Genomic DNA, 13,071 nt, shown 5'->3' with positions numbered 1-13,071 from the left:
ACACGTAGACCTACACGAGCCGGGGAGGTGAGCGTGGTACCGATACTCTTTGCCCCGCCGGACGGGACCGAAACGGGGGATAACTCCCGGCCCAATACTGTTTGGAACGCCGGAAACGGGCCCGTGCCGGTCGCCCGCTGGACCGCGTCCCAGCGACTGGGAAAGCCCGAGGGCTTATACGAGGAGGTGCGAACAAGTTCGAGCTATGACTGCGCTCGTTGACCGACACCCCCGATCCGTCGTCGGAGGTGGACGCTCTTGAACGGGGTCCTCGTCGCCTCCATCCTCCTCAGGCTGACCGGAGTCGGGTACTCGCTGGTGTTGCTCGCCCGGAGCAGCGACCGTCGGTTCGGGTTCCTGACGGTGATGCTGTCGCTGATGGCCACTCGTCAGTTGCTGTCCGCCCGGAACTCGACGACGCCGGTCGAGGAGCTTCCGGGACTTGCGGTCAGCGTCCTCGCGCTGTTGACCGTGTATTACCTGTCGAGCTACGTCGTCGAGGAGCGACGCGTTACCGAGCGCCTTCGAGGGTTCCGGAAGGCGATCGAGCACGCCGGTCACGCCATCTTCCTGACCGGCCCCGGCGGGACCATCGAATACGCGAACCCGGCGGTCGAGAGCGTCGTCGGTTACGGCCCCGAGGAGGTCGTCGGCGAGAACCCGCGCCTGTGGCAGTCCGGGGAGCACGACGAGGCCTTCTACACGGAACTGTGGGAGCAGATCTCCTCGGGCGACGTCTGGGAGGGCGAGATCATCAACCGTCGGAAGTCGGGGGAGCTGTGCTGGGTCGACACGACCGTCGCGCCGATCACCGACGAGGGAGGGACGGTCGAGCGGTACGTCGCGGTCGAGCGGGACGTGACCGAGCGCAAGGAGCGACAGCTCCGGATCGAGGAGCAAAACGACCGCCTCGAGCGGCTGAACAACACGAACGAGGTCATCCGGGACATCAACCGGGAGCTGGTGGGGGCGTCGAACCGGCGCGAAATCGAGCGTGTGCTCTGTGACCGGTTCGCGTCATCGCACCTGTTCGACGCCGCCTGGGTCGGCACCCGGAGACTCGTCGACGGGGACGTCGCGGTCCGGACCGCTGCCGGCGTCGACCCGGAGGAGGTCGAGGCACGCCTCGAATGCTCGTCGACCTACCGTGACGTCGCCGGTACGGTCCTCGAACAGCGGCGACCGGCATTCGTCGAAGACGGTGGGGCGCCCGTCGACGACCCCGCAGCGGCCTCGGGCGTCGTCGTCCCGTTATCGTATCAGGACGCCGACTACGGCGCGCTGTTCGTCGAGACCGGGACGGACGGCGCGTTCGAGGCCATCGATCGGTCGGTGTTCGCCGAGCTCGGGTTGGCTGTCGGGGACGCCATCAACGCGGCCGAGAACCGCCGGACGCTCGCGTCCGACGAGGTAACTCGCCTCGAGTTCCGGCTCGACGGGACGGACGACCCGCTGGTCTCGCTGTCGTCGGCGCTGGAGTGCACGGTCGAACTCGACCGGGTCGGGGACGGCAAGGAGGGCGACTGTGCCGCCTACGTCTCCGTGAGGGGCTGCGAACCGGACGCCGTCTCGGCCCACGCCGGCGACGCTCCGGGGATCGAACGGGCCGAAGTACTGTGCGACGGCGACGAGCGGTGCGGCGTCAGGCTGACTCTCGACGACGCCGTCGTGACGACGCTGGCCCGGTACGGCGCGGCCGTCCGATCACAAAGGGTTACCGATGGTAGCGGTCGTCTCGTCGCCGATATCGCCCGGTCCAACGACGTCCGGTCGGTCGTCGAGGCCGTCCAGTCGTCGTATCCGGACCTGGATCTGGTCGCCCAGCGCGAGCGCGAACCCGACGCGGCCGCCGAGACGAAACTCCGGACGGCCTTCGAGGAGTCGCTGACCGACCGCCAGCTTGAGGCCGCCCAGACGGCCTACTTCGCGGGCTTCTTCGAGTGGCCGCGTGACGCCAGCGGGGAGGAAGTCGCAGCGACGATGGGGATCAACCAGTCGACGTTCACTCAGCACCTCCGCGCCGCGGAGCGCAAGCTGTTCGCGGCGCTGTTCGACCGTGCGGACGACGCAGTCGCCGAACCAGCCGGGCTGTGACCTTCGACGATAGCTCGGGCGGGCTCGCCTCGACACCTGAGGCTGTCAGCCGATCCCTCGTTCCTGGTATTGTGAAATTCGCGAAATACTTTAGTTTGAGACAGTCGAACCTACGGTTATGAGCGAGACGTTCGTGGTCGTCGGCGGTGACGCCGCGGGGATGAGCGCCGCGAGCAAGGCCAAGCGCGAGGACCCAGAGCTGGACGTGGTCGTCTTCGAGAAGGGCGAGTGGGTGTCCTACGCAGCCTGCGGGATGCCCTACTACGTCAAGGGCGAGGTCGAGGACCTGGAGGATCTCGTCGCCGTGACGCCCGAGGAGTTCCGCGAGGAGCGCGATATCGACCTCCGGACCGGCCACGAGGTCGTCGGCATCGACCCCGAGGCCCAGACTGTGACCGTCGAGGGCGACGGCGAGACGTTCGACCAGCCCTACGACCACCTGCTCGTCGCGACGGGGGCGAGTGCCATCGAACCGCCGCTCGACGGGCTCGGCCTCGACGGCGTCTTCACGATCCACGACATGGACGAGGCCGACGCCATCGAGAACTACGTCACCGAACACTCGCCGGACTCCGCGGCCATCGTCGGCGGCGGCTACGTGGGCGTCGAGATGGCCGAGGCGCTGTCGGCGCGCGGCGTCGACGTCTACCTCTACGAGATGCTGCCACACGTCCTCCAACCGTTCGGTGACGCGGTCGCGGAGGTCGTCGAGGACCACCTCCGCGAGCAGGGAGTCGAGCTCCACCTCGACACCGCCGTCTCAGGGTTCGAGGGTGCCGACCGGGTCGAGCGCGTCATGCTCGACGACGAGTCCCATCCCGCTGACGTCGCCATCGTCGGCGTCGGTGTCGAACCGAATACGGATTTGGCGGCGGACGCCGGCATCGGGCTGGGCGAGACCGGAGCCGTCGCGACTGACGAGTACGGTCGGACGAACTACGAGAACATCTACGCTGCGGGCGACTGCGCGGAGGCACGCCACGTCGTGACCGGCGAGCCGGACCACGTACCCCTGGCGCTGACCGCCAACCGCGCCGGCCGCGCAATCGGCCAGACCGTCGTCGGCGACCCGGAGCCGGTCGGCGGAATCGCCGGAACGGCCATCGTCAAGGCGTTCGAGCTCGGCGCCGCCCGGACCGGCATCCTCGACGAGGAACGGGCACGGGACGCCGGCTTTGACCCCGTCTCAGTAACGATATCGGCACCGACGCGGGCTCACTACTACCCCGATGGGGCAGAGCTCACCGTCACGCTGGTGGCCGACCGGAGCTCCGGTCGGCTACTCGGCGGGAGCGTCGTCGGCCGGGAGGGTACGAAGCGCATCGACACGGTCGCGACGGCGCTCACGGCTGGTATGACCGTGACTGAACTCCGAAATGCCGATCTGGCGTACGCCCCGCCGTTCAGCCCCGTCTGGGACCCGATACTTACGGCGGCGAAAGTCCTCGAGGGGAAGTTAACGGGCGAATGAGCGCCGCTACGCCATCCGAGTACGTGCGAGCACACCGAGAGGAACTGGTCGCGCTCGCCCTCGACCTCCTCGCGATTGAGACGTCGAACCCGCCCGGCGACACGCGCGAAATCGTCGCCAAAATCGAACAATTCCTCGACCCGCTTCCGGTCGAAGTAGAGAGTTTTGCAGTCGATCCAGCGAAGCCGAATCTGCTCGTTCGACTACCGGGTGGCTCCGACCACACACTGCTGTATAATGGCCACCTCGATACGGTGCCCTTCGACGCAGATGCCTGGTCTCACGATCCACTCGGCGAGCGCGTCGATGAACATGTCTACGGCCGCGGTGCAACCGACATGAAGGGTGCCGTAGCGTCGATGCTGTTCGCAATACAGGCCTTCGCAGCCACCGACACTGAGCCACCTGTCGACCTTCAATTCGCGTTCGTGAGCGACGAGGAAGTGGGTGGTGACGCCGGCTTGCCAGCGCTACTCGACGCTGGTGAGCTCGACGCTGAGGCATGTGTGATTGGCGAGCCAACCTGCGAGGAAGGCCGCCACTCCGTCACAATCGCGGACCGGGGCAGCATCTGGCTGACGCTCGAAGCCAGCGGTGAGGGGGCCCACGGCTCCCGGCCGATACTCGGCGTCAATGCCATCGACCGGCTCTACGACGCCGTCGGGACGATGCGCGAACGGTTCGGCACCCAGCGACTCGAGATCGACGCTGACGTGGCGCCGATCGTCGAGGAGTCAGTGGAGTACTACACCCCATCGATGGGTGGGGCCGCCGCTCGAGAGCTGTTCTGGTACCCCTCGATCAATCTCGGCGTCCTCGAGGGCGGGGACGCGATAAACACCGTCCCGCAGTCTGCGCACGCCGAAGTTGACGTGCGACTGACCGCAGGTGTCCACACGCCCGATGTGCTCGCGGAGATCCGGGAGTGCGTCGCCGACTGCGAAGGTATCACAATCGCCGACGTCTCCTGGAGCGTCGGTACGGCCGAAGCACCCGCCAGCCCACTCGTCGAAGCCGTCGCGTCGACCGCGGAGGGGGCCACGGGTGATCGCGTTTTCCGGCGGAGCGCTACGGGTGGTGGTGATGCCAAGAAACTCCGGAATGCGGGCATCCCGACCGTCGAGTTCGCGCTCGGAACCGACACTGTCCACGCGCCGGATGAGTACGTTCCGGTCGACGTACTCGTCGACAACGCCGTCGTCTACGCTCAGCTACCAACACGGTGGCAGTCCCAGCTCCGGTAGGTAACCCCTCTAGACTCACGGTTGTATCGGGCTGCTCGGGCGGTTGGGGGAAGTTGTCGGGAAACACTTAGGTAATAGTATAGTATATTTGTGGGCATGAAGAGCAATATTAGTGCGACAGACAGTCGAATCCGGATCGGTATCGGGCTGGGTTTGGCGGCTGTCGGAGTGGCCTCACTCGGAGGACTGTTTGGAGTTGGGACGGTGGTCGGCACAGTCCTGGCCCTGCTGGGTCTCGTTCTCGCCGGGACTGGCCTCGTTCGAGTCTGCCTCCTGTATCGCCTGCTGGGAGTGGATACGTCGGGGTCCGGCTAGGGATGGAGCGCTTCCAGAACACCGGCCAACCCGACTGGGACTGGTGGAGCAAACTTTGGCCGACACCCGGCGCGACGCTCCGGGAACTCGGCGTCAAATCCGGCGAGTCGGTCGCCGAAGTTGGCTGTGGAAGCGGCTACTTTGCCCTTCCAGCCGCCCGAATTGCCGACCCCGAGCCCGTTTACGCTATCGACCTGGATGGGTCACTGCTTGATGAACTCGATGATCTCGCCGAGCAGAAGGACATCGAGAACGTCGTTCCGACCCACGGTGACGCCCGGAACCTGACTGGCGTCCTCCCCGACTCAGTAAGCACCCTCGTCGTGGCAAACACGTTCCACGGCGTCGACGACCAGTTGGGGTTGGTCGAGCAGGCGTTTCAGGTGCTCGAACCTGGCGGGAGCCTGATCATCGTCAACTGGCACGACCGCCCACGTGAAACGACGACTGTCGGAACTGAACCTCGTGGACCTCCAACGAAACTTCGGATGACGCCGAGAGAAACTGAAGATGCCGTGCTTCCAGCTGCAGCGTTCACGCTCGACCGGCAGGTCGAGCTGCCGCCGTACCACTACGCGCTCGTATTCGAGCGGTAAGCCCTCCTCCTCTATGATTTCAATATTATCTTCCGGCCGGTCGTCCCAGGCCCATAGGTTTTCAGAATCTTGGAACGGACACACAATACTAATATAGGGCAGCTCCAACTACTGCCTGTGAGCTCTCTATGACTGATATCGAGCCTGACGATACCGTCGATGCCAGAGGCGCAGCATGCCCCGGCCCGTTGATGGACCTCATCGGAAAGATTCGGAGCGCCGAGTCGGGGGACGTGATCCGACTGCTGAGCGACAACGACCAGTCGCTCACCGACGTTCCTGAGTGGGCCGAGGAAGCCGGTAACGAGCTACTCGCGGTCGAGGAACGCGACGACCACAACGAGTTCTACGTGGAGAAAGCATGACCGAGCACGTCGTTATCGTTGGTGGCGGGACCGGCGGCACCGTCCTCGCGAACGACCTCGCCGACCGACTCGAACCCGAACTCGACGCCGGCGACGTCCGAGTCACGCTCGTCAACGACGACCCCGACCACGTCTATAAGCCGGTCTGGCTGTACGTGCCGTTCGGCCAGCGCGAACCCGACGACGGCCGTCGCCCGCTCGACGACCTCGTCGACGACGCAATCGATCTCCGGATCGATCGCGTGTCGGACATCGGCCCCGAGGCCCAGCGGCTCCAGTTCCACGGGAGTGCCCCACCAGTCAGCTACGACTACCTGGTCCTGGCGACCGGGTCGACGCTGGAACCCGACCAGATTCCGGGCCTCACGGAGGGCGGTCACAACTACTACAGCGAGTCGGGCGCGACCGACTTGCGCGATGAACTGTTGGAGTTCACCGAGGGTGACCTCGTGTTGAGCGTCATCGGGACGCCCCACATGTGTCCGGCGGCACCCCTGGAGTTCGTCTTCATGGCCGACGACTGGCTCCGCGAGCGCGGCCTCCGGGAGGACGTCGATATCACGTACACGTATCCGATCCAACGCGTCCACGGCAACCCCCACATCGCCGAGTGGGCCCGCCACATCATGGCGGAACGGGACATCAACGTCGAGACGTTCTTCAACGCCGAGTCGGTCGACCCCGACGCGGAGACCATTACGTCGATGGAAGGGTCCGAACTCGACTACGACCTCCTCGTGACGATTCCACCCCACGGCGGCATCGACCTGATCGAGGAGGCTGGGCTCGGCGACGACGGCTGGGTCGACGTCGACAAGCACACGCTCGAAGCCGAAGCTGCCGACAACGTCTACGCGCTCGGCGACACCGCCGACACCGGCGTCCCGAACGCGGGCAGCGTCGCCCACTACCAGGCCGGCGTCGTCGCGCAGCGCCTCGCTAGCGAGATCCGTGGCCGCCCGGCAACGGCAACCTACGACGGGAAGACGCTGTGCTTCATCGAGACCGGGATGGACGCGGCGTCGTTCGTCGAGTTCGACTACGAGAATCCGCCGTCGCCGGCGCCGCCGTCGGAGAAACTCCACTGGTCGAAACTGGCGTACAACGAGTCCTACTGGCTGACTGCACGAGGACTGCTCTGACCATGTCTGAACCGCAGAACCCCGGGCCGTCCGAGTTGGAGGCGGCGATTGAACGGAACCCCGAGGCGGTCGCCGAGTTCGTCCAGCGCCTCGACGCCGTCAACGAGCTGCTGGACGTGCTCTCGCTCGGCGAGAGCGCGCTCGACGACGAGATGGTCCGCGAGCTCTCGGCCACGGGATCGACACTGGCAGAGTCCGCCGACGGGCTGGCTACCGACGAGACCGTGGCGCTGGCCGAGACGGTCGGCGAGAACGGCGACGACCTGCGGGAGGCCCTTGACACGTTGCTCGCGCTCCAGCAAAGCGGGACGCTCGACGACCTAGCCGAACTCGCGGAGGTAGGGTCGTTGGCGACCGCGGCGCTCGACGACGATATGGTCACGTCACTGGCCGGTACCGGTGCTGCGGTCGGTGAGGTCGCGCAGACGACCGCTGACGACGATACTCGTGATGGCATCCAAACGCTGCTGGAGAGCGTCGGTGAGGCGGAGCAAAGCTCCCCCCAACAGGTCGGAGCTGTTGGTCTGCTTCGCGGATTGCGTGATCCGGATGTCCAGTACGGGTTGGGCTACCTGCTGGCGCTCGCAGGCGCGCTCGGCCGTGCGCAATCCACCGAGAAGTCACACTAACCGCTCTCTCCCAGTCGATGTAGACTGGGGAGTGACCGCACCATATTGTATTGTGCGGTAGGCCCAAGACTATTAAACATCCGGTGCGTAGAGTCTCGTAATGGCAACACAGACAGCGGAGACGGACCGCGTGGTTTCGCTCGGTGACGACGACCTCGAAACGGTCGTCGAAGACAGCAGCGTCGCGCTCGTGGAGTTCTACACTGAGTGGTGTGGCACCTGCAAACGAATGAAGCCAGTCCTCGAAGCACTCGCCGAAGACACTGACGCGACGGTGCTGACGATCGACATCGAGTCGAACCTCGAAACGGCGATCGAGTTCGGTGCCCAGAGCACGCCGACGTTCGTCCTGTTCGTTGACGGACAACCGGTGAAACAGCTTCGCGGCGGCCAGACCGAGCAGACACTCCGCGACCTGATCGCCCAGTATCAGGACTAACTCACCGACAACGAGATGACTCCTAGAGAACTTCGCGCCGACACGCCCGCCTTACACGAGGACGTCTACCTGAATTTCGGCGCTCACGGGCCGAGCCCACGGTACGTTGTCGAGGCTGCTGACGAGTTCGTGCGGTCACACGAGTACGAGACGAACACGCGAAACGACCCCTACGAGGTGGCGTTCGACGCCTACGACCGCGTGCGGGAGCGCGTCGCCACCTTCGTCGGTGCGGACGACGACGAGATTGCGCTTACGGAGAGCACGACTGCGGGCATCAACGCTGTCGCGACCGCCATCGACTGGGAGCCCGGCGACACCGTCGTTCGAACCGCCCTCGAACATCCGGCTGGGACGCTCCCGTGGCAGCGCCTAGAACAGGAGGGCGTCGAGGTTCGCGTCGTCGAGACGGAGAACGGTCGCGTCGACCTCGACGCCTTCGCCGAGGCTGTCGCCGACGCGCGCCTGGCCTGTTTCAGCGCGGTGACGTGGACGCACGGCACCCAGCTGCCCGTCGCCGACCTCGTCGACATCGCTCACGAGGCTGGCGCGTTCACGCTCGTCGACGCTGTCCAGGTTCCGGGACAGCTTCCCCTCGATGTCGGCGAATGGGGGGCGGATGCGGTCGCGGCGGCCGGACACAAGTGGTTACTGGGGCTGTGGGGCGGCGGCTTCCTCTACGTCAACCGGACAGCTGCTGACTCCCTCGCGCCCACTACAGTTGGCTACCGAAGCGTCGAAACGCCGACTGAAGATCCCTACAAGTTCGCAGCCGGCGCCCGCCGATTTGAGGTCGGCTCGGCGAACCCGGCTCCGCACGTCGCCCTGGCGGAAGCCATCGAGGCGATCGATGAGGTCGGAGTCGACCGTATCGCTGCCCGAATCCAGGAATTGGCTGGCCAGCTGGCTGATGGGGTTCCAGACGACCGGCGTCTCAGCCCCGCAGACCCGGAGTCGGGACTCGTGACAATCGACGTGGACGACTCCGAAGCGACGGTCGACCGACTCGCCTCGGAAGGAATCGTCGTTCGTGCCGTGCCGACACCGGACGCTGTCCGCGCGTCGGTCCACGCGGTCAACACTCACGCTGAGGTCGAGCGGCTGCTGGACGCACTCGAATCGGAGTGGGCCTGACAAGACCGCTGCCTCCCGCTACGACACTCCCTAAGCGTCTACTCGTTGAACACGGATGGCGCTCCTGGAGTGACCGTCGGGGGGATTCCACTATCGAAGAAAAAGTTCTGTCTGCTTCAGTCGACCTGTACACGACCGCTGTCGTCGACGACGACGTCGTGACCACGATACGCGAATCGCACCTCGAGGTCAGACGCCCTCGAATCCTCGACCAACGTTCCGAGCGCATCCGGATCGACGACCTCGGCTAGCGGCGGATCGAGTGTGACTGGCTCGACGCTCTCTGCCTCCGCGACGGCCTCGACAATCTGGGGAATCGGATCCTCGAGTTTGTTCATCGGAGTTTAGACCAGAAGCTGGATGTCGGCGTCGGCCATGTCCTGGAGGGCGGTCGCCGCGCCGACGCCGGTGGTGACGCCGTCGTAGAAGTCCGCCTCGTCGTAGTCCATCAGGTCGATGGTCATCTGGCAGGCCTGGAACTCGACGCCCATGTCGAGGCTCGTCTCGATGAGCTCCTCGATGGTCGCGGTGTCGTTGTCCGCGATCTTCTTCTCCATCATCTTCGTCGTGACGCGGTCCATGCCCGGGAGCGCGGCGACGGCGTTCGGTACGGGCATGTTGGGGTTGCCGACGGAGCTGAGTTTCAGGTTCTTCGATCGCTCCTCGTGGAGGATGTCCAGCCCCCAGAACGTGTGGAAGACGGTCACCTCGTAGCCGAAGGCGGCCGCGGTGCTGGCGAGGATGAGCGGCGGGTACGCCATGTCGAGGGTCCCCTTCGTCGCGATGATGCTCATCTTCTTGCCGTCGTCGTCACTGGTGGCTTCGGCAAGGGCATCCTCCAGTTCGTCCACGCGTGCGGCCAGTTCCGCACGCGAGGGGGCGTCGTCGGCCGGCGCGTCGGGAGTGTCCGTACTCATCGTTACTCCGTCTTGCGGACGTAGTGTTTGAACACGTCGTCGCCTTCCTCCTGGTCGACGAGTTCGACGCCCTCGGTTCCGGACGCCCAGCCGTCGATGTCGCTCATGCTTCCGGGATCGGTCGCCAGCACTTCGAGGACTTCACCTTCCGAGAGCTCGTCGATGGCCGACTTCGCTTTCACCACTGGCATGGGACACGATGCACCTTTCACGTCTAGCGTCTCCGTAATGTCGAATTCAGCACTCATTGGTTATCTGCTCCGTTTGTCTGTATTGGAGCTATCGCACAATACCCTCTACCCAAGTAAAAGATTGTTGGTTCTTGGGAATACTCTACCAATACAAACAACGGTGTATCTTCCATACACCGACCTATATACCTAATTTCGGATGGTTGAGGGAAACGGAACCGTCTATACTCGGACTAGTATTGTGTAATTAGGGAAATTCCATGCAAATACTTTTGTACGTCCACCCAGTAGAAACGACTGCACAACATGAACGCCGATGACTTTCCGACTCCGGACGTCGACGTCGAAACCGTCGACCCGGAATCGCTCAAGGACCGCAAGGACCGCATCAACGCCGGCGAGGACGTCACCCTCCTCGACGCGCGTATGCAATCAGATTACGAGGAGTGGCGCATCGACGGTGAGAACGTCACGTCGATCAACGTGCCGTACTTTGAGTTCCTCGAGGACGACATCGACGCGGATGTCCTCGAGCAGATCCCCGACGACCGCGAGGTGACCGTCCTGTGTGCGAAGGGCGGCGCCAGCGAGTTCGTCGCGGGCACGCTCGCAGAACAGGGCTACGACGTGAACCACCTAGAGGATGGAATGAACGGCTGGGCGAGCATCTACGAGGCCGTCGAAGTCGAGCGCTACGACGGCGCCGGCACGCTCCTCCAGTACCAGCGCCCCTCCTCGGGCTGTCTCGGCTATCTCCTCTACGACGACGGCGAAGCCGCGATTATCGACCCGCTGCGGGCGTTCACCGACCGCTACCTCGAGGACGCGGCCGAACTGGGCGTCGACCTGCAGTACGCATTGGACACGCACGTCCACGCCGACCATATCTCGGGCGTGCGGAATCTGGACGCGGAAGGGGTCGAGGGCGTCATCCCCGAGGCCGCCGTCGACCGTGGCGTCACGTACGCGGACGAACTGACGACGGCTGCGGACGGCGATACGTTCGACGTCGGCGACGCGACCATCGAGGCGGTCCACACGCCCGGCCACACGACCGGGATGACCTCCTACCTCGTCGACGACAGCCTGCTCGCGACCGGCGACGGGCTGTTCGTCGAGAGCGTCGCCCGCCCGGACCTCGAGGAGGGTAACGACGGCGCCCCCGAGGCCGCGAGCATGCTCTACGAGTCACTGCAGGAGCGCGTCCTCTCCCTGCCCGACGACACGCTCGTCGGCGGAGCCCACTTCAGCGACGCCGCCGAGCCCGCCGCCGACGGTACCTACACCGCCCCCATCGGCGAGCTCGTCGACGAGATGGACGCGCTCACGATGGACCAGGAGGAGTTCGTCGAGCTGATCCTCTCGGACATGCCACCGCGGCCGGCCAACTACGAGGACATCATCGCGACGAACCTCGGCCAGCACGCCGTCGACGACGACGAAGCGTTCACCCTCGAACTCGGGCCGAACAACTGCGCAGCCAGCCAGGACTCGCTCGCGGGTGACTAACGACGCCGATGGTCACTGACCCAGTACTACTCCAGGCGGCCGTCGAGCTGTTCCCCAACGGGATCAGTCGCTACGCCGTCGGCGGCCTGCTCGTTGGGCTCGGGACCGTCCTGATCTACGTCGGGACGGGTATCCCGGCCGGGGCGAGCACGTTCCTGGAGTCGACGCTGTCGTACGTCTCCGACCAGTCGCGGTTCCAGCAGTACGTCGCCTCGCGGGACTGGCGGCTCGTGTTCACGGCCGGGATCATCCTCGGCGGGCTGGCATTCGCTGCCACGTTCCAGTCCGGTCTAGTCACGAGCTCGCTGTACGAGCCCGGAACGACCGGCCAGCTCTACGAGGTCGCCGGCGTGACGCTCTGGCAGACCGACATCCAGCCGTGGCGACTGTTTATCGGCGGTATCCTGGTCGGCATCGGAACCCGGATCGGCAAGGGCTGTACGTCCGGACACGGCGTCTGCGGTGTCGGCTCGGCGTCGAAGACGTCGCTGGTCGGCGTCGTGACGTTCCTGACTGTGGCCATCGGGACCGCCCAGATCGTCGCTGCGCTGGGGGTGAGCCCGTAATGGCCGACCGCCACCCGCTGTTCAAGCCGCTAATCTTCGTCGGCGGTATCGTGTTCGGGTTCGGGCTCGGGTTCAGCCACATGGCGCGCCCGGAGGTGGTGCTGAACTTCCTCCAGTTCGAGGATCTGGGCCTCCCGTTCGTGATGTTCGGTGCCGCCATCGTCTCCGGGATCGCGTTCGCCCTGTTGCCCCGTATTCGGGACGCGGCACCCCTCACGGGCGACCCCTACGAGCGCCGCCTGAAGCCCTTCGACAGGAACGTTCTGGTCGGCGGCGCGGTCTTCGGCGTCGGCTGGGGCCTCTCGGGCATCTGCCCGGGCGCGGCGTACGCGAGCCTCGGCACCGGAAACGTCGCGATCCTCTGGGCACTCGCCGGGATGTTCCTCGGCGCGTACGCCCAGGGCTACTGGCGGAGCCGCAGCCAGACGCGTGACACCGCCCCCACGGGTGCAGACTAAC

16 protein-coding genes are annotated in these 13,071 nt (G+C 65.2%); 13 read left to right on the top strand and 3 right to left on the bottom strand.

The genetic code is table 11. The annotated features are described in order from the left end of the window. The first annotated feature begins 258 nt into the window (after window positions 1–258). The 10 genes from P1L40_RS08380 to P1L40_RS08335 all read left to right on the top strand — a co-directional run bounded on the left by P1L40_RS08380 (window position 259) and on the right by P1L40_RS08335 (window position 9,429). The gene (locus tag P1L40_RS08380; RefSeq protein WP_284010868.1) at window positions 259–2,094 is read left to right on the top strand and encodes a bacterio-opsin activator domain-containing protein; all 1,836 of its coding nucleotides are present in this window, start codon (window positions 259–261) and stop codon (window positions 2,092–2,094) included. A gap of 118 nt (window positions 2,095–2,212) precedes the next feature. Further along, a complete protein-coding gene (locus P1L40_RS08375) occupies window positions 2,213–3,565 on the top strand; it encodes an FAD-dependent oxidoreductase (protein ID WP_284010867.1) in 1,353 nt (450 codons plus the stop codon). Next, window positions 3,562–4,809 carry a M20 family metallopeptidase gene (locus P1L40_RS08370; RefSeq protein WP_284010866.1) on the top strand — a complete coding sequence of 416 codons (1,248 nt, stop codon included), beginning with the start codon at window positions 3,562–3,564 and terminating at the stop codon, window positions 4,807–4,809. The genes P1L40_RS08375 and P1L40_RS08370 overlap by 4 nt, the downstream gene beginning before the upstream one ends. A 96-nt stretch (window positions 4,810–4,905) precedes the next feature. Continuing rightward, window positions 4,906–5,124 (top strand): YgaP family membrane protein, encoded by a 219-nt coding sequence (locus P1L40_RS08365; protein ID WP_284010865.1) that lies wholly within the window; start codon window positions 4,906–4,908, stop codon window positions 5,122–5,124. Window positions 5,125–5,126: 2 nt separating this feature from the next. Then, complete coding sequence (locus P1L40_RS08360; RefSeq protein ID WP_284010864.1) at window positions 5,127–5,720, top strand: class I SAM-dependent methyltransferase; 594 nt, start codon at window positions 5,127–5,129, stop codon at window positions 5,718–5,720. 128 nt (window positions 5,721–5,848) lie between these two features. After that, window positions 5,849–6,085 carry a sulfurtransferase TusA family protein gene (locus tag P1L40_RS08355; protein WP_284010863.1) on the top strand — a complete coding sequence of 79 codons (237 nt, stop codon included), beginning with the start codon at window positions 5,849–5,851 and terminating at the stop codon, window positions 6,083–6,085. Then, window positions 6,082–7,227 carry an NAD(P)/FAD-dependent oxidoreductase gene (locus tag P1L40_RS08350; protein WP_284010862.1) on the top strand — a complete coding sequence of 382 codons (1,146 nt, stop codon included), beginning with the start codon at window positions 6,082–6,084 and terminating at the stop codon, window positions 7,225–7,227. Before P1L40_RS08355 ends, P1L40_RS08350 begins: the two co-directional genes overlap by 4 nt. A gap of 2 nt (window positions 7,228–7,229) precedes the next feature. Continuing rightward, complete coding sequence (locus P1L40_RS08345; RefSeq protein WP_284010860.1) at window positions 7,230–7,856, top strand: helical membrane plugin domain-containing protein; 627 nt, start codon at window positions 7,230–7,232, stop codon at window positions 7,854–7,856. A 100-nt stretch (window positions 7,857–7,956) separates the two neighbouring features. Then, a complete protein-coding gene (locus P1L40_RS08340; RefSeq protein ID WP_284010859.1) occupies window positions 7,957–8,295 on the top strand; it encodes a thioredoxin family protein in 339 nt (112 codons plus the stop codon). Window positions 8,296–8,310: 15 nt separating this feature from the next. Next, a complete protein-coding gene (locus P1L40_RS08335; protein ID WP_284010858.1) occupies window positions 8,311–9,429 on the top strand; it encodes an aminotransferase class V-fold PLP-dependent enzyme in 1,119 nt (372 codons plus the stop codon). A 116-nt stretch (window positions 9,430–9,545) separates the two neighbouring features. On the opposite strand, the gene P1L40_RS08330 is transcribed toward P1L40_RS08335, so the two are convergent. The 3 genes from P1L40_RS08330 to P1L40_RS08320 are packed head-to-tail and all read right to left on the bottom strand — an operon-like array spanning window position 9,546 to window position 10,594. Continuing rightward, window positions 9,546–9,767 (bottom strand): HalOD1 output domain-containing protein, encoded by a 222-nt coding sequence (locus P1L40_RS08330; RefSeq protein ID WP_284010857.1) that lies wholly within the window; start codon window positions 9,765–9,767, stop codon window positions 9,546–9,548. Between the two features lie 6 nt (window positions 9,768–9,773). After that, window positions 9,774–10,346, bottom strand: a complete 573-nt coding sequence (locus P1L40_RS08325; protein WP_284010856.1) for a DsrE/DsrF/DrsH-like family protein — start codon at window positions 10,344–10,346, stop codon at window positions 9,774–9,776. Window positions 10,347–10,348: 2 nt separating this feature from the next. Beyond that, entirely contained in the window at window positions 10,349–10,594 is a 246-nt protein-coding gene (locus tag P1L40_RS08320) for a sulfurtransferase TusA family protein (RefSeq protein ID WP_123619641.1), read from the bottom strand. Window positions 10,595–10,843: 249 nt separating this feature from the next. On the opposite strand from P1L40_RS08320, the gene P1L40_RS08315 reads away from it, so the two are divergent. Genes P1L40_RS08315 through P1L40_RS08305 form a run of 3 tightly spaced genes read left to right on the top strand, consistent with a single transcriptional unit; the run spans window position 10,844 to window position 13,070 of the window. Further along, window positions 10,844–12,046, top strand: a complete 1,203-nt coding sequence (locus P1L40_RS08315; protein ID WP_284010855.1) for an MBL fold metallo-hydrolase — start codon at window positions 10,844–10,846, stop codon at window positions 12,044–12,046. 8 nt (window positions 12,047–12,054) lie between these two features. Next, window positions 12,055–12,612: a YeeE/YedE family protein gene (locus P1L40_RS08310; RefSeq protein ID WP_284010854.1), complete on the top strand. Its 558-nt coding sequence runs from the start codon at window positions 12,055–12,057 to the stop codon at window positions 12,610–12,612. Next, window positions 12,612–13,070: a DUF6691 family protein gene (locus P1L40_RS08305; protein ID WP_284010853.1), complete on the top strand. Its 459-nt coding sequence runs from the start codon at window positions 12,612–12,614 to the stop codon at window positions 13,068–13,070. Before P1L40_RS08310 ends, P1L40_RS08305 begins: the two co-directional genes overlap by 1 nt. Window position 13,071 lies beyond the last annotated feature (1 nt).

It is taken from the genome of Haloarcula pelagica, from assembly GCF_030127105.1.
GTDB lineage: Archaea > Halobacteriota > Halobacteria > Halobacteriales > Haloarculaceae > Haloarcula > Haloarcula pelagica.
The sequence above is the reverse complement of the archived record's forward strand: the minus strand, read 5'-3'. Positions and strand labels throughout refer to the sequence as shown.

What these genes read in the sequence shown, in the direction of transcription:
- P1L40_RS08360 (WP_284010864.1), top strand. Translation starts at nt 5,127, where the DNA reads ATGGAGCGCTTCCAGAACACCGGCCAACCCGACTGGGACTGGTGGAGC.
- P1L40_RS08355 (WP_284010863.1), top strand. Translation starts at nt 5,849, where the DNA reads ATGACTGATATCGAGCCTGACGATACCGTCGATGCCAGAGGCGCAGCA.
- P1L40_RS08340 (WP_284010859.1), top strand. Translation starts at nt 7,957, where the DNA reads ATGGCAACACAGACAGCGGAGACGGACCGCGTGGTTTCGCTCGGTGAC.
- P1L40_RS08330 (WP_284010857.1), bottom strand. Translation starts at nt 9,767, where the DNA reads ATGAACAAACTCGAGGATCCGATTCCCCAGATTGTCGAGGCCGTCGCG.
- P1L40_RS08350 (WP_284010862.1), top strand. Translation starts at nt 6,082, where the DNA reads ATGACCGAGCACGTCGTTATCGTTGGTGGCGGGACCGGCGGCACCGTC.
- P1L40_RS08375 (WP_284010867.1), top strand. Translation starts at nt 2,213, where the DNA reads ATGAGCGAGACGTTCGTGGTCGTCGGCGGTGACGCCGCGGGGATGAGC.
- P1L40_RS08325 (WP_284010856.1), bottom strand. Translation starts at nt 10,346, where the DNA reads ATGAGTACGGACACTCCCGACGCGCCGGCCGACGACGCCCCCTCGCGT.
- P1L40_RS08310 (WP_284010854.1), top strand. Translation starts at nt 12,055, where the DNA reads ATGGTCACTGACCCAGTACTACTCCAGGCGGCCGTCGAGCTGTTCCCC.
- P1L40_RS08370 (WP_284010866.1), top strand. Translation starts at nt 3,562, where the DNA reads ATGAGCGCCGCTACGCCATCCGAGTACGTGCGAGCACACCGAGAGGAA.
- P1L40_RS08345 (WP_284010860.1), top strand. Translation starts at nt 7,230, where the DNA reads ATGTCTGAACCGCAGAACCCCGGGCCGTCCGAGTTGGAGGCGGCGATT.
- P1L40_RS08335 (WP_284010858.1), top strand. Translation starts at nt 8,311, where the DNA reads ATGACTCCTAGAGAACTTCGCGCCGACACGCCCGCCTTACACGAGGAC.
- P1L40_RS08315 (WP_284010855.1), top strand. Translation starts at nt 10,844, where the DNA reads ATGAACGCCGATGACTTTCCGACTCCGGACGTCGACGTCGAAACCGTC.
- P1L40_RS08320 (WP_123619641.1), bottom strand. Translation starts at nt 10,594, where the DNA reads ATGAGTGCTGAATTCGACATTACGGAGACGCTAGACGTGAAAGGTGCA.
- P1L40_RS08305 (WP_284010853.1), top strand. Translation starts at nt 12,612, where the DNA reads ATGGCCGACCGCCACCCGCTGTTCAAGCCGCTAATCTTCGTCGGCGGT.
- P1L40_RS08365 (WP_284010865.1), top strand. Translation starts at nt 4,906, where the DNA reads ATGAAGAGCAATATTAGTGCGACAGACAGTCGAATCCGGATCGGTATC.